The organism is Cytobacillus massiliigabonensis (assembly GCF_900199725.1).
In the GTDB taxonomy this organism is placed as follows: domain Bacteria; phylum Bacillota; class Bacilli; order Bacillales; family Cytobacillaceae; genus Cytobacillus; species Cytobacillus massiliigabonensis.
Genome location: NZ_LT904903.1, coordinates 42759 through 62500, shown reverse-complemented (window position 1 = coordinate 62500; position 19742 = coordinate 42759). Strand labels below are relative to the sequence as shown.

The 19742-nt window shown below is 40.0% G+C and carries 25 protein-coding genes and 1 other annotated feature (1 of these 26 only partly in view); of the genes, 3 read left to right on the top strand and 22 right to left on the bottom strand.

Annotation, left to right across the window (positions count from 1 at the left end; genetic code table 11):
* Nucleotides 1-2288: a sequence feature (most likely nonfunctional fraction of RNA operon), on the bottom strand (it extends 2169 nt beyond the left edge of the window).
* A 255-nt stretch (nucleotides 2289-2543) separates the two neighbouring features.
* Nucleotides 2544-2774, bottom strand: a complete 231-nt coding sequence (locus C1726_RS06350) for a hypothetical protein (protein WP_102272435.1) — start codon at nucleotides 2772-2774, stop codon at nucleotides 2544-2546.
* A 140-nt stretch (nucleotides 2775-2914) separates the two neighbouring features.
* Between C1726_RS06350 and pdaB the strand changes: the two genes are divergently transcribed.
* The gene (gene pdaB / locus C1726_RS06345) at nucleotides 2915-3667 is read left to right on the top strand and encodes a polysaccharide deacetylase family sporulation protein PdaB (protein WP_102272434.1); all 753 of its coding nucleotides are present in this window, start codon (nucleotides 2915-2917) and stop codon (nucleotides 3665-3667) included.
* 26 nt (nucleotides 3668-3693) lie between these two features.
* Here pdaB and C1726_RS06340 read toward each other — a convergent pair whose 3' ends face one another.
* Nucleotides 3694-4332 carry a KinB-signaling pathway activation protein gene (locus tag C1726_RS06340; RefSeq protein WP_102272433.1) on the bottom strand — a complete coding sequence of 213 codons (639 nt, stop codon included), beginning with the start codon at nucleotides 4330-4332 and terminating at the stop codon, nucleotides 3694-3696.
* A gap of 146 nt (nucleotides 4333-4478) precedes the next feature.
* Here C1726_RS06340 and gerD point away from each other — a divergent pair, with 146 nt between their 5' ends.
* A complete protein-coding gene (gene gerD, locus C1726_RS06335; RefSeq protein WP_102272432.1) occupies nucleotides 4479-5108 on the top strand; it encodes a spore germination lipoprotein GerD in 630 nt (209 codons plus the stop codon).
* Between the two features lie 46 nt (nucleotides 5109-5154).
* On the opposite strand, the gene C1726_RS06330 is transcribed toward gerD, so the two are convergent.
* The 3 genes from C1726_RS06330 to C1726_RS06320 form a co-directional block, all read right to left on the bottom strand.
* The gene (locus tag C1726_RS06330) at nucleotides 5155-6213 is read right to left on the bottom strand and encodes an Mrp/NBP35 family ATP-binding protein (RefSeq protein ID WP_102273223.1); all 1059 of its coding nucleotides are present in this window, start codon (nucleotides 6211-6213) and stop codon (nucleotides 5155-5157) included.
* 344 nt (nucleotides 6214-6557) lie between these two features.
* Nucleotides 6558-7274, bottom strand: a complete 717-nt coding sequence (gene cwlD / locus C1726_RS06325) for an N-acetylmuramoyl-L-alanine amidase CwlD (RefSeq protein ID WP_102272431.1) — start codon at nucleotides 7272-7274, stop codon at nucleotides 6558-6560.
* A gap of 91 nt (nucleotides 7275-7365) precedes the next feature.
* Nucleotides 7366-7809, bottom strand: a complete 444-nt coding sequence (locus tag C1726_RS06320; protein WP_102272430.1) for a YbaK family protein — start codon at nucleotides 7807-7809, stop codon at nucleotides 7366-7368.
* 245 nt (nucleotides 7810-8054) lie between these two features.
* Between C1726_RS06320 and C1726_RS06315 the strand changes: the two genes are divergently transcribed.
* Nucleotides 8055-8153, top strand: a complete 99-nt coding sequence (locus tag C1726_RS06315) for a YjcZ family sporulation protein (protein ID WP_075209061.1) — start codon at nucleotides 8055-8057, stop codon at nucleotides 8151-8153.
* Nucleotides 8154-8246: 93 nt separating this feature from the next.
* Here C1726_RS06315 and C1726_RS06310 read toward each other — a convergent pair whose 3' ends face one another.
* From C1726_RS06310 to rplO, 17 genes are all read right to left on the bottom strand, one after another.
* Nucleotides 8247-8639 carry a hypothetical protein gene (locus tag C1726_RS06310; protein WP_102272428.1) on the bottom strand — a complete coding sequence of 131 codons (393 nt, stop codon included), beginning with the start codon at nucleotides 8637-8639 and terminating at the stop codon, nucleotides 8247-8249.
* A 212-nt stretch (nucleotides 8640-8851) separates the two neighbouring features.
* Nucleotides 8852-9244, bottom strand: coding sequence for a 30S ribosomal protein S9 (gene rpsI / locus C1726_RS06305; protein ID WP_057767233.1), 393 nt, complete (start codon nucleotides 9242-9244; stop codon nucleotides 8852-8854).
* 21 nt (nucleotides 9245-9265) lie between these two features.
* Nucleotides 9266-9703 (bottom strand): 50S ribosomal protein L13, encoded by a 438-nt coding sequence (gene rplM / locus C1726_RS06300; RefSeq protein WP_053478236.1) that lies wholly within the window; start codon nucleotides 9701-9703, stop codon nucleotides 9266-9268.
* 196 nt (nucleotides 9704-9899) lie between these two features.
* A complete protein-coding gene (gene truA, locus C1726_RS06295; protein ID WP_102272427.1) occupies nucleotides 9900-10637 on the bottom strand; it encodes a tRNA pseudouridine(38-40) synthase TruA in 738 nt (245 codons plus the stop codon).
* Nucleotides 10638-10649: 12 nt separating this feature from the next.
* On the bottom strand, nucleotides 10650-11447 hold the full coding sequence (locus tag C1726_RS06290; protein ID WP_102272426.1) for an energy-coupling factor transporter transmembrane component T family protein: 798 nt from the start codon (nucleotides 11445-11447) through the stop codon (nucleotides 10650-10652).
* Nucleotides 11444-12313 (bottom strand): energy-coupling factor ABC transporter ATP-binding protein, encoded by an 870-nt coding sequence (locus C1726_RS06285; protein ID WP_102272425.1) that lies wholly within the window; start codon nucleotides 12311-12313, stop codon nucleotides 11444-11446. The genes C1726_RS06290 and C1726_RS06285 overlap by 4 nt, the downstream gene beginning before the upstream one ends.
* Nucleotides 12289-13131, bottom strand: coding sequence for an energy-coupling factor ABC transporter ATP-binding protein (locus C1726_RS06280; protein ID WP_102272424.1), 843 nt, complete (start codon nucleotides 13129-13131; stop codon nucleotides 12289-12291). The genes C1726_RS06285 and C1726_RS06280 overlap by 25 nt, the downstream gene beginning before the upstream one ends.
* A 512-nt stretch (nucleotides 13132-13643) precedes the next feature.
* Nucleotides 13644-14006, bottom strand: coding sequence for a 50S ribosomal protein L17 (gene rplQ, locus C1726_RS06275; protein ID WP_053478241.1), 363 nt, complete (start codon nucleotides 14004-14006; stop codon nucleotides 13644-13646).
* Nucleotides 14007-14085: 79 nt separating this feature from the next.
* Nucleotides 14086-15030, bottom strand: a complete 945-nt coding sequence (locus C1726_RS06270; RefSeq protein ID WP_102272423.1) for a DNA-directed RNA polymerase subunit alpha — start codon at nucleotides 15028-15030, stop codon at nucleotides 14086-14088.
* A 174-nt stretch (nucleotides 15031-15204) separates the two neighbouring features.
* On the bottom strand, nucleotides 15205-15594 hold the full coding sequence (rpsK, locus tag C1726_RS06265; protein WP_053478243.1) for a 30S ribosomal protein S11: 390 nt from the start codon (nucleotides 15592-15594) through the stop codon (nucleotides 15205-15207).
* A gap of 21 nt (nucleotides 15595-15615) precedes the next feature.
* Nucleotides 15616-15981, bottom strand: a complete 366-nt coding sequence (rpsM, locus tag C1726_RS06260; protein ID WP_053478244.1) for a 30S ribosomal protein S13 — start codon at nucleotides 15979-15981, stop codon at nucleotides 15616-15618.
* Nucleotides 15982-16003: 22 nt separating this feature from the next.
* Nucleotides 16004-16117: a 50S ribosomal protein L36 gene (gene rpmJ, locus C1726_RS06255; protein WP_000868344.1), complete on the bottom strand. Its 114-nt coding sequence runs from the start codon at nucleotides 16115-16117 to the stop codon at nucleotides 16004-16006.
* A 35-nt stretch (nucleotides 16118-16152) separates the two neighbouring features.
* On the bottom strand, nucleotides 16153-16371 hold the full coding sequence (gene infA / locus C1726_RS06250; protein ID WP_009336604.1) for a translation initiation factor IF-1: 219 nt from the start codon (nucleotides 16369-16371) through the stop codon (nucleotides 16153-16155).
* A gap of 173 nt (nucleotides 16372-16544) precedes the next feature.
* Entirely contained in the window at nucleotides 16545-17291 is a 747-nt protein-coding gene (gene map, locus C1726_RS06245; RefSeq protein ID WP_102272422.1) for a type I methionyl aminopeptidase, read from the bottom strand.
* A complete protein-coding gene (locus tag C1726_RS06240; RefSeq protein ID WP_102272421.1) occupies nucleotides 17288-17941 on the bottom strand; it encodes an adenylate kinase in 654 nt (217 codons plus the stop codon). Before C1726_RS06240 ends, map begins: the two co-directional genes overlap by 4 nt.
* 63 nt (nucleotides 17942-18004) lie before the next feature.
* Nucleotides 18005-19300, bottom strand: coding sequence for a preprotein translocase subunit SecY (gene secY / locus C1726_RS06235; RefSeq protein WP_102272420.1), 1296 nt, complete (start codon nucleotides 19298-19300; stop codon nucleotides 18005-18007).
* On the bottom strand, nucleotides 19300-19740 hold the full coding sequence (gene rplO, locus C1726_RS06230) for a 50S ribosomal protein L15 (protein ID WP_053478248.1): 441 nt from the start codon (nucleotides 19738-19740) through the stop codon (nucleotides 19300-19302). Before rplO ends, secY begins: the two co-directional genes overlap by 1 nt.
* Between the last annotated feature and the right edge of the window lie 2 nt (nucleotides 19741-19742).

Here is a 19742-nt window from a genome sequence, read left to right as displayed (position 1 = left end):
AGTGTTACCTGAACTTCAACCTGGACATGGGTAGATCACCTGGTTTCGGGTCTACGACCACATACTCATTCGCCCTATTCAGACTCGCTTTCGCTGCGGCTCCGTCTATTCAACTTAACCTCGCATGTAATCGTAACTCGCCGGTTCATTCTACAAAAGGCACGCTATCACCCATTAACGGGCTCTAACTACTTGTAGGCACACGGTTTCAGGATCTCTTTCACTCCCCTTCCGGGGTGCTTTTCACCTTTCCCTCACGGTACTGGTTCACTATCGGTCACTAGGGAGTATTTAGCCTTGGGAGATGGTCCTCCCTGCTTCCGACGGGATTTCTCGTGTCCCGCCGTACTCAGGATCCACTCTGGAGGGAACGAAGTTTCAACTACAGGGCTTTTACCTTCTCTGGCCGGCCTTTCCAGACCTGTTCATTTACCTCGTTCCTTTGTAACTCCGTGTAGAGTGTCCTACAACCCCAAGAGGCAAGCCTCTTGGTTTGGGCTAATCCCGTTTCGCTCGCCGCTACTCAGGGAATCGCGTTTGCTTTCTCTTCCTCCGGGTACTTAGATGTTTCAGTTCCCCGNCATAAGAGAAAACTAAGATGGCGATTACTCGGTTATTCTTCTTTATATACATTATCTAGTTTTCAAAGAACAAATTCATATGAGAGAATTGCTCTCTCAAAACTGAACGAACAATGAAACGTCTTTTAATGAAGTTAGACTTCATTTCATCCTTAGAAAGGAGGTGATCCAGCCGCACCTTCCGATACGGCTACCTTGTTACGACTTCACCCCAATCATCTGTCCCACCTTAGGCGGCTGGCTCCTTGCGGTTACCCCACCGACTTCGGGTGTTACAAACTCTCGTGGTGTGACGGGCGGTGTGTACAAGGCCCGGGAACGTATTCACCGCGGCATGCTGATCCGCGATTACTAGCGATTCCGGCTTCATGCAGGCGAGTTGCAGCCTGCAATCCGAACTGAGAATGGTTTTATGGGATTGGCTAAACCTCGCGGTCTTGCAGCCCTTTGTACCATCCATTGTAGCACGTGTGTAGCCCAGGTCATAAGGGGCATGATGATTTGACGTCATCCCCACCTTCCTCCGGTTTGTCACCGGCAGTCACCTTAGAGTGCCCAACTGAATGCTGGCAACTAAGATCAAGGGTTGCGCTCGTTGCGGGACTTAACCCAACATCTCACGACACGAGCTGACGACAACCATGCACCACCTGTCACTCTGTCCCCCGAAGGGGAAAGTCCTATCTCTAGGATTGTCAGAGGATGTCAAGACCTGGTAAGGTTCTTCGCGTTGCTTCGAATTAAACCACATGCTCCACCGCTTGTGCGGGCCCCCGTCAATTCCTTTGAGTTTCAGCCTTGCGGCCGTACTCCCCAGGCGGAGTGCTTAATGCGTTTGCTGCAGCACTAAAGGGCGGAAACCCTCTAACACTTAGCACTCATCGTTTACGGCGTGGACTACCAGGGTATCTAATCCTGTTCGCTCCCCACGCTTTCGCGCCTCAGCGTCAGTTACAGACCAGAGAGTCGCCTTCGCCACTGGTGTTCCTCCACATCTCTACGCATTTCACCGCTACACGTGGAATTCCACTCTCCTCTTCTGCACTCAAGTCTCCCAGTTTCCAATGACCCTCCCCGGTTGAGCCGGGGGCTTTCACATCAGACTTAAAAGACCGCCTGCGCGCGCTTTACGCCCAATAATTCCGGACAACGCTTGCCACCTACGTATTACCGCGGCTGCTGGCACGTAGTTAGCCGTGGCTTTCTGGTTAGGTACCGTCAAGGTACCGCCCTATTCGAACGGTACTTGTTCTTCCCTAACAACAGAGTTTTACGATCCGAAAACCTTCATCACTCACGCGGCGTTGCTCCGTCAGACTTTCGTCCATTGCGGAAGATTCCCTACTGCTGCCTCCCGTAGGAGTCTGGGCCGTGTCTCAGTCCCAGTGTGGCCGATCACCCTCTCAGGTCGGCTACGCATCGTCGCCTTGGTGAGCCGTTACCTCACCAACTAGCTAATGCGCCGCGGGCCCATCTGTAAGTGATAGCCGAAGCCATCTTTCAGCTTTTCCACATGTGAGGAAAAGAATTATCCGGTATTAGCTCCGGTTTCCCGAAGTTATCCCAGTCTTACAGGCAGGTTGCCCACGTGTTACTCACCCGTCCGCCGCTAACTTTTGGGAGCAAGCTCCCGCAAGTTCGCTCGACTTGCATGTATTAGGCACGCCGCCAGCGTTCGTCCTGAGCCAGGATCAAACTCTCCAATAAATTGTGAGTTGATTAGCTCATAAATGTCTTTTTGATAAAAGACTAAAAATAATAAACGTTGACGTTTTTGTTCGTTCAGTTTTCAAAGAGCAATATCGTTACATCGCTCACAGCGACTTTATTAATATATCACCTTTCGCTTTTGACGTCAACAACTTTTTTTAATGTTGTTTTCAATATGTCATCAGCGACGTTTATTAATATAACAGCTAAATAACACTAAGTCAATAAAAATCAAATTTTTTTTAAAAAGTTTTACCCCCTTTTTTCCTTCTTCTGTCTATTAAGCATATATTTCAAGCATTCATTAGGTGCAGCTACTCTTTTGAATAACGAAAATAAAATTTTGTATCGTTCTTCCATGGCTCTTTTTACTATATGATCGATTCGGTCATCCTTTAAATCAAATAAAATTTCATCCATTTCTCGCTTTATTAAATACTGCATTTCTTTTAATTCCTTTTGATTGATTAACATGCCTATCATCCTAAAACCCCTTTATTTCAGTTTGGTTTTTGTAGTATTTTCCATTTTATTTTTTTTATGAATTTGTTTTTCAAATCATTTTTGGAAAATATCTGCATAAGATTGAGACAAGAAGTGATTTGGACGAGGTGAAGAGTAATATGAACTTCTTTTTTGTACTTAACGGGAAAATGTTAAAACAGTTCGCTATCGTAGTAACAACCGCTTTCTTTGCTGCCTGGATTCTTTATGTAGGAAACATTGTCCACCTGCCGGCATTTTCTGCTAAAGATGGTCCTAAAGCAATATACAAAGGTGAAAAAGATCTTGCTCTCACATTTAATATCGGGTGGGGGGATGAAAAAGCGGAACCCATTCTTGATATTCTTAAAAAGGAAAACGTAAAATCTGCAACCTTTTTCCTTGCAGGTTCATGGGCAGAGCGCCACCCAGATCTTGTTGCTCGAATCGTGAAGGAAGGATATGAAATTGGAATACTCGGATATAATTACGAAGATTATACTGAGCTTGAGGAACAGAAAGTTAGGCTGGATATCGCGAAAGCTCAAGATGTATTTAAAAAGTTAAACGTAAAAGATATTAAACTTATTCGCGCACCGACAGGACATTTTGATCAAAAAACATTAAAGGTAGCTGAAAGGCTTGGCTATACAGTTGTACACTGGAGCATTGATTCAAAGGATTGGACAAATCCCGGTGTAGAAACCATTATCAAGAATGCGTCACAGGCAAAAAAGGGAGATATCATGCTATTACATGCTTCTGATTCAGCGAAACAAACAGCAAAAGCTTTACCGAACATCATTCAAGTAATAAACAGCAAAAATTTAAAGCTAGTGTCCGTTTCTGAAATGATTGCAAATGCTGAAACAAAAACAACTGAAGTAAAATAATGTATACTTAAACAAAAAAGCCTGCCTTATTTGGCTGGCTTCTTTGCTATTTTTTGTCTTTGCTCTTGTGAAGCTTTATTAAGCTTTTGAAGAATAAGCAGCTGATAGGCGTTACATACTAATAAAGGGAAAATCATTAGATATACCCAGCTTTCTTCATTTACACGCAAAACTGGCACCCATTCGATTGTTGTAACAACAACCATAAAAAATATAGCAGGAATAAATGCTTCTTTGCTAGTCATCTTTACTTTCATTGCTGCAACTGCCGCTCCTACAAATAGGATAAATGCCGCTACCCCAATATAGGGCCAAATGCTTTCTTCATCCCCAGCAAAAGCATTATAACGGAGGTAGACCAAGTCAAATAAAACAAACAAGATAAGAATGATCTGAACAGCATTCCATAACGCATGGGATTTAAAGATGCCAAGCCCAAAACGATGAACCGTTAAATAAGCAAAAAAACCGGCTTGGCTAAGAACACTGAAAATAAAACCTACTCCAATTAACCATATTAAAACAGATAAAATTTCAAGAAGATCGAAAGAAGCAAATAAAGGTTCAAATTCCTTCCAACGCACAAAAAAGCCTACAACCCCAGTAGTTAATCCCCCAACTAACAGAGTTGACATAAACAACTTTACCCAATTTCGGCTAGTCAATTTATTTTTCCTCCATAGCATTTATTCAATCACTTTTGATTGTACCAACGTAGCAATGAAAAATCTAGGTAAAGCAATTCAAGCGAATAATATTTACTCATTTTCTTCATTCTAATATTAAGGACATCTCTGAAAGGAGCTTCTATATGTTAAAAATGTTTCGAATGCTCTTCCCCTTTATTCTAATCATGATGCTTGCAGGCTGTGGTCAAGGAGAAGCCGGCGGCAACAATATGGATTATGAACAAACAAAGAAAATGATTGTTGATATACTGAAAACTGATGATGGCAAAAAGGCAATTCAGGAACTAATGGAAGATGACAAAATGAAGCAGAAGCTAGTAATGGATCAAGCAGTCGTCTCTGAAACGATAGAAAAAACATTAACTTCAGATAAGGGAACAGAATTTTGGAAAAAATCCTTTGAAGATCCTAAGTTTGCTGAAAGCATTGCAAAAAGCATGAAAAAAGAAAACGAAAAACTGTTAAAGGACCTAATGAAGGATCCTGAATACCGCGGAATGATGATTGAGGTTTTAAAAGATCCTGAATTAGAAAAAGAAGTAACAAATGTATTAAAAAGCAAGGAATATCGTGAACATTTACAGACCATTGTAACAGAAACATTTGAGAGTCCGCTCTTTAAGGCAAAAATCCAAGAAATTCTTCTGAAAGCCGCTACTGAAGTAAAAAGCGGTGAAAAAGGAGGAGAGCAAAGTGATAAAGAGCAGGGCGGTGACCAAGGCGGCGCCCAGAGTGGAGAAGGCGGCAGCTAAATCCCAAGAAAAAACCTCTTTTCACAAAGTGAAAAGAGGTTTTTTCTTATTTACCCTCCAGAGAATGAACAACTTTCTCTGCAATTTCTGTATAGATTTTTCCCAATCTATGATCTTCTTGATATACAGAAGGAGCAAACTCCTTTTCATCCCAGTCTGGTTGCTGAAGAGGCAACTGACCTAATACTTCTGTTTTTAATTCTTCAGCAAGCTTTTGTCCCCCGCCTTGGCCGAAAACAAATTCCTTCTCACCCGTAAGCTTACTTTCAAAATAAGCCATGTTTTCAATAACGCCCAAAATTTCATGTTCTGTTTTTATCGCCATCGCACCTGCTCGTGCGGCAACAAAAGCAGCAGTTGGGTGTGGTGTTGTTACTACGATTTCTTTACAAGACGGAAGCATTGTATGAACATCCAGTGCCACATCACCAGTTCCAGGCGGTAAATCTAGTAATAAATAATCGATGTCGCCCCACTCTACCTCATTGAAAAAGCTATTGAGCATTTTTCCAAGCATTGGACCTCTCCAAATAATCGGAGCATTGTCTTCAACAAAGAACCCCATGGAAATGACTTTTACGCCAAAACGATCAACCGGAATAATCTTCTCTCCTCTTACAACAGGGCGTGTCGTAATCCCCATCATATCAGGCACACTGAATCCGTAAATATCAGCATCAATCAAGCCGACCTTTTTCCCTAATCTGGCTAATGAGACAGCAAGGTTCACTGAAACAGTGGATTTCCCAACTCCACCCTTTCCGCTCGCAATCGCAATAAAGGTTGTCTTGCTATCAGGAGACAGCAATCCTTTATCCTCTTCTTTCACCGCTTGACGATACTGCGCTAATACAGATTCCGGCAGCTCACTAAACCGGATACCGACAGTAGCGGCACCTGCTTCTTTTAACAAATTCACAATTTGCGTTTGAAGCTGAAGCTGCTCAGCAGTTCCTGTTTTTGCAATTAATATCTTTACACTTACATGATTTTTTTCTTCTTTGATTTTTACTTCATCAATGGCACCTAGTTCGCCTAGTGGTTTATGTATAAATGGCTCTTGAACTCCACTTAAAACTTCTCTTATATTTTGTTCCGTTAACATACTAGCACCTGCCTTTATGAATTCGTTTCCATTAAAGTATAACATATTGTTATTGCGCTACAGTTAATTCTATCACACCTTGTCTAATTAAAACCAATACCCACTACTTTCTACCGGCTCCTGCTTAATCGGTTCATTTTGAATACTAAGAAAAGCGCAAGCGCCTTGGTCATCGCCGTACAAAATGGAAGATCCGGTTCTTTCGATAAAGGAAAACACGGTGAGCGAGAGCGAACCGATGTTGACGCAATCGTTGCGGAGGTGACCTGAAGTTTGATAGGCGATAGGCGCTAACTCCAAAGTTATAAATTCTGATATTAAAAAAAGATGCCGCTTAGCATCTTTTATTCCTCTTCCTGCAACTCCTTTTCATTAGAAAAATATCTAAGTATTCCCATATATATGGAGGCAGCAACTTTGTTCTGATACTGTTCTTTTTTCAAATTTTCCTTTTCGGCTGGATTGGATAAAAAGCCAATCTCCACTAAAGCACCCGGAATTTCAGCATGTTTTAGGATGTATACATTATCTAATTTCTTTGCTTTTCGATTTGTGTTTTCCAAATTACGTCTTAATTCATCCTGTATAAACTTTGCTGCTCTTGCATTTTCTTCTTTATGTGATGCATAAAAGGTCTGTGCGCCGCTCCAGCGGGATGAAGGAATTGCATTTAAATGGATGCTCGCAAAAAACTCAGCTCCCGATGTATTAATGATTTCAAGCCGCTTTTTTAAATCCTCTACTTTACGTCTGCTATAGCCCTTTGTACCATCTGGAGCCAGGTCACGGTCATCTTCTCTTGTCAAAATCACAAGCGCTCCCTGTTCTTGAAGATATTCTTTCACCTTCAGTGTCACATCAAGGGCGATTTCCTTCTCAAGCGCATCCTTATCCCCCGCCCCGCCATCTGGTCCTCCATGACCTGGATCAAGTAAAATAATCTTTCCTGTTAACGGCAAATGCCATGATTCCCAAGAATCCTCTTCTGAAAAATCATATTGCAAAATTAAAAATAGGACGATTAGTCCAATGGCGAATACCGCAGCTTTTAACTTTTTCATATTCCCTGTCAACCTCCCGCTCGTCCTCAATTAAATATATGGGACAAGGCAAAGAGATAGAACAAGAAATACAGGACCTAAATGTTATCTTTTAATGGAGGCGGAGCTTATGTCTTCTTTGGCCTTTTTGAAACCCCTCCATCCACCAGCTGTTTACATATTCTTCACATAGGTAATAGAGAGATTCACTCATCATTCCCTCCTCCCCATGCCCCCAATACAAGAGGAAATTGTATAACGTATCTGAAAAATGCCGGATCTCATATCGGCACCGATTCCTTACATCTTCAGCGCCCTCTCCATATATGCCAAACCGGCTAAAATTTGCACCTAATAAATAGGCTTCAATTGCCACATCATAGCAAGCTTCTTCAATCCCAGCATTCATCATAAGCCCTGAAGCAAATCTTGAGGAACCGAAATGATGCTGTACCTTTTCCTTTAATGCCTTTATAGAAATTTCCTTTAAAATGGACTTCTCATATTTAATTTGCTTTTCTCGTTTCTTTTCTGCAAAGGTTGTAATTACATTCATGCCTTCCCACCTCTTGATAATAGTCTTTAACCGCAATAGGAGAGACATACAAAAAGGCAGACGCTTTTGTCTGCCAATTTTTTATAAAAATATCAAAAAAATTCTTTATATAAGCTAATCACTTTTTGATTAAAAAGTAAAATTCCGCCATACGATCAATATGCTTGTCCTATTCAAAGTTTGATTCTATTCATACCTTATAGATGAAAGAGCTCTTTCAAAACCATTCGAAGGAGGGAAAACAAATGGCTGAAACTAGAGGGTATGGAAATGGAAATGGCAGCACCTTTGTGCTAATTGTCATTTTGTTTATTTTGCTGATTATTATTGGCGCTGTATTTTAATGGAATAAGAGCCGTATCAATCTCATATCGATACGAGTTGCATTAAAAAGAATGAGGCTGACTTATTAGGGGAATTAATAAGTCAGCCTTTTTTTATTCATTCTCATTATTCTTATTTAATTCATATAGATCCCCAGCAATTTTCGCCATTTTCAACAATTTTTCTAAATTAAAGCCATTGAGGAAACTAAAAGGCTGTTTAGCTGTTTCAGATGGTTGATATTCCTTAGTGGATTTAATGTTTTCTAACTTGTCGTTTATTTGCGTCATTTCAATTAATAATTTATTTATGTTATCACGTTGTATTTGTGTAGATTCGTTTATGCTTGAAATTTCATTGACTAGCCTAATCAATATTTCTTCATTTTGTGATGGAGCTTTTCCCATCTTTTCTCGACCTTGCATTTGTTCTAGAATTAAATGTAATGCCTCACCTTGCCTTACTAGCTCCTTTAGCAGTATTTCTTTATACTCACCTTCGCCCATTCACATAAACCCCTTTCTTATTAATTGTAAATACGCTTAAATTAGTATCAATCCATTGAACGAGTTTTTTATTTTTAAGCTTGTCCGGGTTATCATATGTTGAACAACGGCAAGTTGTATAGATAAAAGCTATGTCAGTCACGAAATATTTTATGATTTATAAAAGAAAAGACTCCCAGCCAATTTGGTTGAGAGTCTTTGAAAAGTTGATATTAACGTTTTGAGAACTGAGGTGCACGACGAGCGCCTTTAAGACCGTATTTTTTACGTTCTTTCATACGAGCGTCACGAGTTAATAGACCTGCAGCTTTTAATGTTGGACGGTAGTTTGGATCAGCTTGAAGTAACGCACGAGCGATACCGTGGCGGATAGCGCCAGCTTGACCAGTATAGCCTCCACCATTAACATTTACATGCACGTTATAGCTTCCTTGTGTTTCAGTAGCTACAAGCGGTTGATTTACAACTGCACGCAATGCTGCAAATGGGATATAATCTTCAATTTCACGACCGTTGATAATAATTTGACCATCGCCTGGAACTAAACGAACTCGTGCAACGGAGCTCTTACGACGACCAGTACCAATATATTGAACCTGTGCCAAGTTAATAACCTCCCCTATAAATTATCCACGAAGTTCGTAAACTTCAGGTTGTTGTGCTTGGTGCTTATGTTCAGCGCCAGCATATACGTGTAATTTCTTGAACATTTGACGGCCAAGAGAATTCTTTGGAAGCATGCCTTTAATAGCAAGCTCTAACATTCTCTCAGGATAGTTTGTACGCATTTCATTAGCAGTTCTAGTTTTTAAACCACCTGGGTGTAAGCTGTGACGGTAGTAGATCTTATCAGTAAGCTTTTTACCAGTTAAGTGGATTTTTGAAGCATTAAGAATAATTACATGATCACCAGTATCAACATGTGGTGTATAAGTTGGTTTATGTTTACCACGTAGGATTGATGCAACTTCACTAGCAAGACGACCTAAAGTTTTGCCTTCAGCATCAACTACGTACCATTTACGCTCGATATTGTTTGCATTCGCCATAAACGTTGTACGCATCAATTTTCCCTCCTAAAATTTCCATTATTCATTCATTTGGTTTCATTTATCTTCAACACAATAAGTTCCGGGGCTTATCGTGGTTTTAATAACAATACCTTTGCTATGATACACTTTTCATCGACTAATGTCAATAAAATGTTACGCCAGGTTTAGTTGTTTTAATGTTTTTTTTTAAATGGCACCTATTATTATTTTAATAATGCACTTCCCATAAATACAAACCTTGTGCCGGTGCAGTTTTTCCTGCATATGCACGATCCTTTTTTTCAAGTATATCTGGTATGGATCCAGGAGAAATATCACCAGCACCTGTTCCTAGAAGCGTCCCGACTAAAATACGGACCATATTATATAAAAAACCATTTCCAATGAATCGAAAAATCAGCATATCTCCCTCTTCGAGCACTTCTATCTGGCGTATCTCACGTACTTTATCAACTACATCTGTTTTAGCTGAACAAAAGCTTGTAAAATCATGTTCTCCGAGCAAAAAGGGGACAGCTTCATTAATATTCTTGATATCTAAAGAATATGGGTACTGATAAGCATAATTGCGTTTAAATGGATCGCGCTGTCTCGAGAGATGGACGAAATACCGATATTCCTTTCCTTTTGCATCAAAGCGGGCATGAAAATTATCGGGAGCCATTTCTGTACGAATAACAGAGACATCATCCGGTAACAGCGTATTTAAAGCAATTTCCCATTTAGCTAAAGGAATCTTAAGTGAGGAGTCAAAATGGATCACCTGTCCTCTTGCATGTACGCCTGCATCCGTTCTGCCTGAAGCACTAACTTTGATATCCATATCTTTATGAAGCTTTCTTAGCGCCTTCTCTATTTCCCCTTGCACGGTACGCTTATTTGGCTGTACCTGATACCCAGCAAATTGTGTTCCATCATAAGAAATTATACATTTATATCTTTGCATCGCATGGCTCCATTATGTTCGAAATAAGACTAATAATGCCGAAAGAATTCCAAGGAATAGGAGCATTGAAGTATCCAAGAGCCCCCAGCTAAGCTGCCTATACTTTGTCCTGCCTTCTCCGCCTCTGTAACCCCTAGCTTCCATCGCTGTAGCCAGTTCCTCAGCCCTTTTAAAGGAATTAACAAAAAGCGGAATCAAAAGAGGGATGATCGCCTTCACCCTATCTTTAATCGGACCGCTTGAGAAATCGACTCCTCTTGCCGTTTGTGCTTTCATGATCTTATCTGTCTCTTGCATCAAAGTCGGTATAAAGCGAAGCGAAATGGACATCATGAGAGCTAGCTCGTGTACAGGGAATTTCACTTTATTTAACGGATGCAATAAACTTTCAAGTCCATCAGTTATCTCAATCGGTGTCGTCGTTAATGTAAGAATCGATGTCATCAAAATAAGAAGAAAGAATCGTAAAGAAATAAAAATACCTTGCCTTAAACCTTCTTCATAAATGGAAAACCATCCAGCTTGAAACAAGAGTTCCCCTTCCTTTGTTAAAAACAAATGCAAAAGCAATGTGAAGAGAACTAACAATAGAACAGGCTTTAATCCTGTTATAATAAAGCGGAAAGGCACTTTAGATAAAGAAATCATTAACACAGTATAAATGGCTAAAAACCCATATGTCAGACTATTATTTGCGATAAATACAATACAAACAAATAAAAATATGATCACCAGCTTTGAGCGCGGATCCATGCGGTGTATCAGCGAATGAGCAGGAACATAACGGCCAAAAATCATCTTCTCCATCATTTCTGCTCCCCCCCTTTTAGTAAGGAAGCAATTTCCTCTGTTAACTTCTCCATCGTTAAACAAGTTTGTGATAACTTTGTATGAAAGGTTTCTTCAATTTTTTGCTGAAAACGTACAACCTCTGGCACATCTAGTCCAAGCTGCATCAAACCTTCAGGAGATGAAAAGATTTCATCGGGCGTTCCCTTTTTATACACTTCACCATTTTGCATAATCACAATTTGGTCGGCGTATTTAGATGCATCCTCCATACTATGTGTCACTAGCACGGTTGAAAGCTTCCTCTCCATATGAAGAGCATGGAACATATCCATAATCTCCTTTCTCCCGCGTGGATCAAGCCCTGCAGTCGGCTCGTCCAATACGATGACATCCGGTTCCATTGCTAATACTCCTGCAATAGCAACTCTGCGCATTTGACCGCCAGATAAGTCAAAAGGGGATTTGCTTAGTATCTCTTCAGTAAGACCAACTTGTTTAATTGCTATCCTAGCCCTTCTCTGTGCTTCTTCTATCGTAACCCCAAAATTCATCGGTCCAAAGCAAATATCTTTTTCAACCGTTTCTTCAAATAATTGATGCTCTGGAAACTGAAAAACAATTCCAACCTTTTGGCGTATTTCCTTTAAATTTTTCTGTTTTTTATCTGATGTTACTTCTTTATCCCCAATAACGACTTTGCCCGCAGTTGGCTTTAATAAGGCATTCAAATGCTGCAAGACCGTTGATTTCCCAGAGCCTGTATGGCCAATAATCGCTAGAAAGGTTCCTGATGGAATATCAATGGACACGTCTTTAATAGCAAGGCGTTCAAAAGGGGTTTTAGCCTGATATCGGTATTCTACTTTTTGTAGTGAGATGTCCATAACTCTGCCACCAACTCTTCTTCTGATAAAAAATGTCTAGATAGAGAAACTCCTTGTCCCTTTAATAGTTTGCTCATTTTAACAGGAAATGGAATGTCCAAGCCGAGTTGAACAAGTTCCTCATCCATTTGAAATATTTCCTCAGGACTGCCTTCGCAATAAAGCTCCCCTTTATTCATCACAATGATTCGATCTGCTTTTACCGCTTCTTCTAAATCATGAGTAATCGAAATGACTGTCATATGATGATTCTCTTTTAACTCTCTAACCGTTTCCAAAACCTCTTCTCTTCCTCTTGGATCAAGCATGGAGGTTGCTTCATCCAAAATAATAATCGAAGGTCTAAGTGCGATGACACCAGCAATAGCAACTCTTTGCTTCTGGCCACCTGATAGATGGTGCGGCTCTTGATCAAGAAATTGAGCCATTTTAACTTTTTCCAGTGAATATTTGACTCTCTCTAGCATTTCTTCTCGAGCAATACCATTATTTTCTAAACCAAAAGCCACATCATCCTGAACAGTTGTTCCCACGAACTGGTTATCAGGATTTTGAAAAACCATGCCAATTTTTTTTCTTGTCTCCCATACGGTTTCTTCTGTAAGGAGCATTCCACCCACCTTAATAGTGCCTTCTTGTGGAAATTGTAACCCATTTAATAGCTTTGCAAGTGTTGATTTTCCAGACCCATTATGTCCAACAATTGCAAGCCATTCCCCTTCATATATATCAAAGGAAACATTTTTAAGGGCAAAACCTGCTTCTAAAGCATACTGAAATGAGACATTTTCTAACTGAACTAGCTGCTTCTTACTCAAAGCTGCTCCTCCTCTCAACTTACTCTTCTCTCTATTCTAAACTGTTCTCCAGGCTAATCAAAACAAATTTATAAATAAAAAACCCGCCATTTTTGGCGAGCTTCAATAGCAATGACAGCAAAATTTATTGACGAAACTATATAAAAGAAGCATTACAAACAAGAAAAGCGCTCTTTTCTACATCTGCTATTCAATACTGCCTTCTATTCAAGCCCATTACAACAGTATCCATTTAAAAAAAGCCCGCACCTTTCCAAATAGTAACAGGAATCCTCCTGCTAAGCGAAAAGACAAAATATAAACTGGAAAGGTGCAAGAAGAGCTAGACGTGACATGAAAAATAGAAAAGCTTGATAGCTAGACACTAGCTTATTCAAAAATTATAAACTTTTCATTTGTATGGAACAAATCATGCCCATCGTAACACTCACTTTGGCTACTTCTTTACAGAAGTTTGTTCTATTACAGAAAAAGGGCAAAGAACAAACGTCCTGCCCTCATCCGAATAGAAATTAAACTAACTCGATAATTACCATTGGTGCACCGTCACCGCGGCGAGGTCCAAGTTTCATAATACGAGTATATCCACCTTGGCGTTCTTCATAACGAGAAGCGATATCGCTGAATAATTTTTGAACTGCATCTTGCTTAGTTTCAGCGTTAGCTACCTCATTACGTACGAATGCAGCTGCTTGACGACGAGCATGCAAATCGCCACGTTTTCCAAGAGTGATCATTTTTTCAACAACTGAACGAAGTTCTTTCGCACGAGCTTCAGTTGTTTCAATACGCTCATTGATGATTAAATCTGTTGCTAAGTCACGTAGCATAGCTTTACGTTGAGAGCTAGTACGTCCTAACTTTCTGTATCCCATGAAAGTTTCCCTCCTTTGTTGAAGTCATTCTTAAGCCGATAAGCTACAAGAATTATGACAGTTAACAAATGCTAACTAATCAATCATCTTTACGTAAGCCTAATCCAAGCTCTTCTAGTTTGTGTTTAACTTCCTCAAGAGACTTTCTGCCTAAGTTACGCACCTTCATCATATCTTCTTCCGTTTTATTAGCTAATTCTTGAACGGTATTGATGCCAGCACGTTTTAAACAGTTATATGAACGAACAGAAAGATCTAGTTCTTCAATTGTCATCTCAAGTACTTTTTCTTTTTGATCTTCTTCTTTTTCAACCATGATTTCAGCATTTTGAGCTTCATCAGTTAATCCAACGAAGATATTCAAATGCTCAGTTAAGACTTTCGCACCAAGTGCAACAGCATCTTGTGGACCTGTACTTCCATCAGTCCAAACATCGAATGTTAACTTATCATAGTTAGTCATTTGGCCTACACGTGTATTTTCAACCTGATAAGACACACGTGAAACTGGTGTGTAAATAGAATCGATAGGAATAACACCAATCGGCTGATCTTCCCTTTTGTTCTGAACAGCTGGCGTATATCCGCGACCTCTTTTAGCAGTTAGACGCATGCGTAAATGACCATTAGAACCTAACGTTGCAATGTGCAAATCGGAATTAAGGATTTCCACATCACTGTCATGAGTAATGTCAGCAGCATGAACTACGCCTTCACCCTTTACATCAATTTCAAGAGTTTTCTCTTCATCAGAGTAAATTTTTAGTGCAAGTTTCTTAATGTTTAAAATGATAGATGTTACATCTTCTACGACGCCTTCAATTGTTGAGAACTCATGAAGTACCCCATCAATTTGAATCGATGTGACTGCGGCACCTGGGAGTGAGGATAAAAGGATACGACGTAAGGAGTTACCCAAAGTAGTACCATATCCACGCTCAAGCGGCTCTACGACGAACTTCCCGTACTTGGCATCATCGCTGATCTCAACCGTTTCGATTTTTGGTTTTTCTATTTCGATCATGAAAATATACCCTCCTTCAAAACGTCGAAACCCCGGCTAACATTCTAACCGAAATTCCCCCATGTATACGTTCCCGTTTTGTGCACAACAACTGGAATAATAATCCTGTATAATGAATAAAACATTTACATCATATCCCATTATAGACAAGGATACAAATTCTATACAGAAAAATTAAACACGGCGGCGTTTTGGTGGGCGACATCCATTATGTGGAACTGGAGTCACGTCTCTGATAGCAGTTACTTCAAGACCAGCAGCTTGTAGCGCACGAATTGCCGCTTCACGTCCTGCACCAGGTCCCTTAACAGTTACTTCAAGAGATTTCATTCCGTGTTCCATAGATGACTTCGCTGCAGTTTCTGCTGCCATTTGAGCTGCGAAAGGAGTAGATTTACGTGAACCTTTAAATCCTAGCGCACCAGCACTTGACCAAGAAAGTGCATTCCCATGAGCATCAGTAATAGTTACAATTGTGTTGTTAAAAGTAGAACGAATGTGTGCAACACCTTGTTCAATATTCTTTTTCACACGACGTTTACGTGTATTAGTTTTGCGTGCCATTTAAAGTACCTCCTTTACCGATTATTTCTTCTTGTTCGCTACAGTCTTACGAGGACCTTTGCGTGTGCGAGCGTTATTTTTAGTGTTTTGTCCGCGAACCGGTAAACCACGGCGATGACGTAGACCACGATAGCTTCCGATCTCCATTAAACGCTTAATGTTAAGTGAAACTTCACGACGAAGGTCACCTTCAACCTTTAGCTTATCGATGACTTCACGGATTTTATTTAACTCATCTTCAGTTAAATCACGAACACGAGTGTCTTCAGAAACACCAGCTTCTGCTAATACTTTCTGAGCAGTATTTTTACCAATCCCATAGATGTAAGTTAATGAGATTACTACACGTTTTTCACGTGGAATATCTACACCAGCAATACGTGCCATAAATTAGCGCACCTCCTTGTTATTAACCTTGTTTTTGTTTATGTTTAGGGTTTTCACAGATAACCATAACTTTTCCACGTCTGCGGATAACTTTGCACTTTTCGCAGATCGGTTTAACAGATGGTCTTACTTTCATTATCCTAACCTCCTTAATAGTACGGAGTGCAATGGTTATTTAAAACGATAAGTGATTCTTCCGCGAGTTAAATCATATGGAGAAAGCTCCACAGTAACTTTATCTCCTGGTAAAATACGAATAAAATGCATGCGAATCTTACCAGAAACATGAGCCAACACCGTATGACCATTTTCTAATTCTACTTTAAACATGGCATTTGGCAAAGTATCAACCACTGTGCCTTCAATTTCAATTACATCGTCTTTCGCCATCAAACAGTCTCCTTTCTTTATTCAAATACGAACTCATTTATCTTTGCAAAAGCAAAGCTTGTTTTCCATCATTACACGCCGGATTTTTCGAGAAATATATTTGAAACTAACAACCTTATGATTATAGCACAAAAACGGAACAAAATTGAAACGATATATTAAAATACGCACAATTAAACAATTGTAAGTATCTCATACCCATTTTCAGTAATTGCAATCGTATGCTCAAAATGAGCACACATTTTCCCGTCAATTGTAACGACTGTCCAGTTGTCAGTCAATGTTTTCACATATCGACTTCCTGCATTCACCATTGGTTCAACAGCAAGTACCATACCCGGTTTTAGTCGTGGACCTTTGTTTGGGGGACCATAATGAGGAATTTGCGGATCCTCATGTAAGTTCTGACCTACTCCATGACCAACATACTCGCGTACAATGGAAAAACCATTTTGTTCCGCATATGTTTGAATTGCATGTGAGATGTTTGATAGACGCTCACCTGGTTTTGCTTCCTTCAGACCAATAAACAATGATGCTTCTGTAACATCAAGAAGGCGCTTCGTTTCATCATTAATTGTTCCTACCGGATAAGTCCAAGCAGAGTCACCATGATAACCGTTATATTTAGCACCAATATCTACGCTGATAATATCGCCGTCTCTCAACACCCGATTACCAGGTATGCCATGAACAAGTTCATTATTTACTGAAGTACAAATGCTGCCAGAGAAGCCGTTATAGCCTTTAAACGAAGGAATTGCATTCGCTTTGCGAATAAATGTATCAGCAATATGATCCAATTCTTTTGTTGTTATTCCAGGAGCAATATGTTTTTTCAGTTCTTGGTGAGTCAATGCTACAATTCTGCCGGCCTCACGCATGATCTCAATTTCACGCGGCGTTTTGCAAATAATCATTCATGCAAGCCCCCGAGTAAACGATCCAGATCAGTAAATACTTTAACGATATCCTGCTGACCATCAATATTGCGAAGATAACCTTTTGCCTCATAGAAATCAAGCAAAGGCTTTGTTTGTTTAATATTCACATCAAGGCGTGTCTTAACTGTTGCCTCATTATCATCTGCACGCTGGTACAGTTCTCCGCCACAGCGATCACATTCATCCACTTTTGCAGGAGGATTAAATACGAGGTGATAAGTGGCACCACAATCTTTACAGATTCTGCGGCCAGTTAAACGCTCCATAAGAATATCTTGATCCACATCAATATTAATGACAAAATTAATTTTTTTATTCAATTCAGCAAGAATATTTTCAAGTGCTTCCGCTTGAGGAACCGTTCTTGGAAATCCATCAAGCAAGAAACCTTTCTCACAGTCATCCTTGCTTAACCGTTCACGAACAATACCGATTGTCACTTCATCAGGAACAAGTTCGCCTTTGTCCATGAAAGATTTTGCTTTCAGACCTAGTTCCGTTTCTTCCTTAATAGCTGCACGGAACATATCACCTGTTGAAATATGAGGGATGCCATACTTGTCTACAATCTTCTCGGCTTGTGTACCTTTACCGGCACCGGGGAGCCCCATTAATACTAAATTCATATGAATTCCCCCTTAAATCTAATTGGCTTATAGGGAACCTTTGTATGTCCCCTAAAAACCAAATTATTTGATAAACCCTTTATAATGACGTTTAACAAGCTGTGATTCAAGCTGTTTCATCGTATCTAGTGCAACACCAACAACGATGAGCAAGCTTGTTCCTCCAATTTGAGCTGACTCTGGCAATCCTGCGATATTGATGAAGAACATCGGTAAAATTGAGATGGCTGTAAGGAAGATGGCACCAACAAATGTTAAACGGTATAAAACACGAGTCAAATATTCCTGCGTACTTTTCCCTGGTCTAATACCTGGAATGTAACCGCCCTGCTTTTTCAAGTTATCTGAAACTTGTTCTGGATTCACCTGAATGAAAGCATAGAAATAAGTAAAAGCAATAATTAATGCACTGTAGATGATCATTCCGACTGGCGTCGTATAATCAAATACTCTTTGAATCCATAAAGTGACATCATTTTGCTCAAAGAAACCTGCGACAGTTCTTGGCGTAATGATGAATGAAATGGCAAAGATAACTGGAATAACACCAGCTGCATTAACTTTTAATGGCAAGTGAGTATTTTGTCCACCAACTGGATTTCTTCCAACTGTTACACGCTTCGCGTATTGAATTGGAATCTTTCTTAATGCCTGTTGGATAAAAATTGTACCAACAACAATGGCAACTACTGCAATAAGAATTAATACTACTGTAACAATTTGAAGGAAAATTTGTTCTCCCGCATTTTCAAATTTCTGTGCATAGATCTGGTTTACGATTGACGGTATACCAGCTACGATACCAGCAAAAATGATAATGGAAATTCCATTTCCAACGCCTTTTTCAGTAATTTGTTCCCCTAACCACAATAAAAATGCAGTTCCAGCAGTTAATACAGTTGCAATTAGAAGGTATGAGGCAATTCCCGGATTTTCAATCAACTGACCATTTGCTAGATTGTTAAAGCCATAAGACATACCAAGAGCTTGGATGAAACCAAGCACGATAGTAAAGTAGCGGGTAAACTGAGCTAATTTACGGCGTCCAACCTCTCCTTGCTTCGACCATTCTGTAAACTTTGGCACGACGTCCATTTGCAGCAACTGAATGATAATGGATGCCGTAATATACGGCATGATTCCCATTGCAAGTATCGAGAAGTTAAGAAGCGCGCCACCGCCAAAAGTATTCAAAAGACCGAATGCGTTTAATTCATCCTGGGCTTGTAATAGGTCGGCATTCACACCAGGTACTGGTATGAAAGTACCGATGCGAAATACGACCAGCATTAAAAGGGTGTATATGATCTTTCTTCTTATATCACCCACGCGCATAAAATTGGAGATTGTCTGAAACATTAAATCACCTCAGTTTGACCGCCGGCAGCTTCAATCGCTTCCTTTGCAGCAGAGGAGAATTTATGAGCTTTAACAGTAAGCTTTTTCTCAACTTTGCCTTTAGCAAGAATTTTAATTCCTGCTTTTTCATTACTTACTACCCCTGTTTCGACAAGAAGAACTGGTGTAACTTCTGTTCCATCTTCAAAACGGTTTAGTGCATCAAGGTTCACAACTGCGTATTCTTTACGGTTAACATTTGTGAAACCGCGTTTTGGTAAACGTCTGAATAAAGGTGTTTGACCACCCTCAAAACCAGGACGAACACCGCCACCTGAACGAGCGTTTTGACCTTTATGACCTTTACCAGCAGTTTTACCGTTACCAGAACCGATTCCTCGGCCTTTACGTTTACGTTCTTGACGTGAACCTTCTGCAGGCTTTAATTCATGAAGTTTCATGT

Excerpts from the sequence above, each read along its gene's own strand:
- secY (WP_102272420.1), bottom strand. The coding sequence starts at position 19,300 with ATGTTTCAGACAATCTCCAATTTTATGCGCGTGGGTGATATAAGAAGA.
- C1726_RS06315 (WP_075209061.1), top strand. The coding sequence starts at position 8,055 with ATGGCTGAAACTAGAGGGTATGGAAATGGAAATGGCAGCACCTTTGTG.
- truA (WP_102272427.1), bottom strand. The coding sequence starts at position 10,637 with ATGCAAAGATATAAATGTATAATTTCTTATGATGGAACACAATTTGCT.
- rpmJ (WP_000868344.1), bottom strand. The coding sequence starts at position 16,117 with ATGAAAGTAAGACCATCTGTTAAACCGATCTGCGAAAAGTGCAAAGTT.
- C1726_RS06320 (WP_102272430.1), bottom strand. The coding sequence starts at position 7,809 with ATGAATGTAATTACAACCTTTGCAGAAAAGAAACGAGAAAAGCAAATT.
- C1726_RS06350 (WP_102272435.1), bottom strand. The coding sequence starts at position 2,774 with ATGATAGGCATGTTAATCAATCAAAAGGAATTAAAAGAAATGCAGTAT.
- map (WP_102272422.1), bottom strand. The coding sequence starts at position 17,291 with ATGATTATTTGCAAAACGCCGCGTGAAATTGAGATCATGCGTGAGGCC.
- C1726_RS06270 (WP_102272423.1), bottom strand. The coding sequence starts at position 15,030 with ATGATCGAAATAGAAAAACCAAAAATCGAAACGGTTGAGATCAGCGAT.
- gerD (WP_102272432.1), top strand. The coding sequence starts at position 4,479 with ATGTTAAAAATGTTTCGAATGCTCTTCCCCTTTATTCTAATCATGATG.
- C1726_RS06290 (WP_102272426.1), bottom strand. The coding sequence starts at position 11,447 with ATGATGGAGAAGATGATTTTTGGCCGTTATGTTCCTGCTCATTCGCTG.
- rplQ (WP_053478241.1), bottom strand. The coding sequence starts at position 14,006 with ATGGGATACAGAAAGTTAGGACGTACTAGCTCTCAACGTAAAGCTATG.
- rpsK (WP_053478243.1), bottom strand. The coding sequence starts at position 15,594 with ATGGCACGCAAAACTAATACACGTAAACGTCGTGTGAAAAAGAATATT.
- C1726_RS06310 (WP_102272428.1), bottom strand. The coding sequence starts at position 8,639 with ATGGGCGAAGGTGAGTATAAAGAAATACTGCTAAAGGAGCTAGTAAGG.
- rplO (WP_053478248.1), bottom strand. The coding sequence starts at position 19,740 with ATGAAACTTCATGAATTAAAGCCTGCAGAAGGTTCACGTCAAGAACGT.
- cwlD (WP_102272431.1), bottom strand. The coding sequence starts at position 7,274 with ATGAAAAAGTTAAAAGCTGCGGTATTCGCCATTGGACTAATCGTCCTA.
- pdaB (WP_102272434.1), top strand. The coding sequence starts at position 2,915 with ATGAACTTCTTTTTTGTACTTAACGGGAAAATGTTAAAACAGTTCGCT.
- C1726_RS06240 (WP_102272421.1), bottom strand. The coding sequence starts at position 17,941 with ATGAATTTAGTATTAATGGGGCTCCCCGGTGCCGGTAAAGGTACACAA.
- rpsM (WP_053478244.1), bottom strand. The coding sequence starts at position 15,981 with ATGGCACGTATTGCTGGTGTAGATATTCCACGTGAAAAACGTGTAGTA.
- C1726_RS06285 (WP_102272425.1), bottom strand. The coding sequence starts at position 12,313 with ATGGACATCTCACTACAAAAAGTAGAATACCGATATCAGGCTAAAACC.
- rplM (WP_053478236.1), bottom strand. The coding sequence starts at position 9,703 with ATGCGTACAACGTTTATGGCGAATGCAAACAATATCGAGCGTAAATGG.
- C1726_RS06330 (WP_102273223.1), bottom strand. The coding sequence starts at position 6,213 with ATGTTAACGGAACAAAATATAAGAGAAGTTTTAAGTGGAGTTCAAGAG.
- infA (WP_009336604.1), bottom strand. The coding sequence starts at position 16,371 with ATGGCGAAAGACGATGTAATTGAAATTGAAGGCACAGTGGTTGATACT.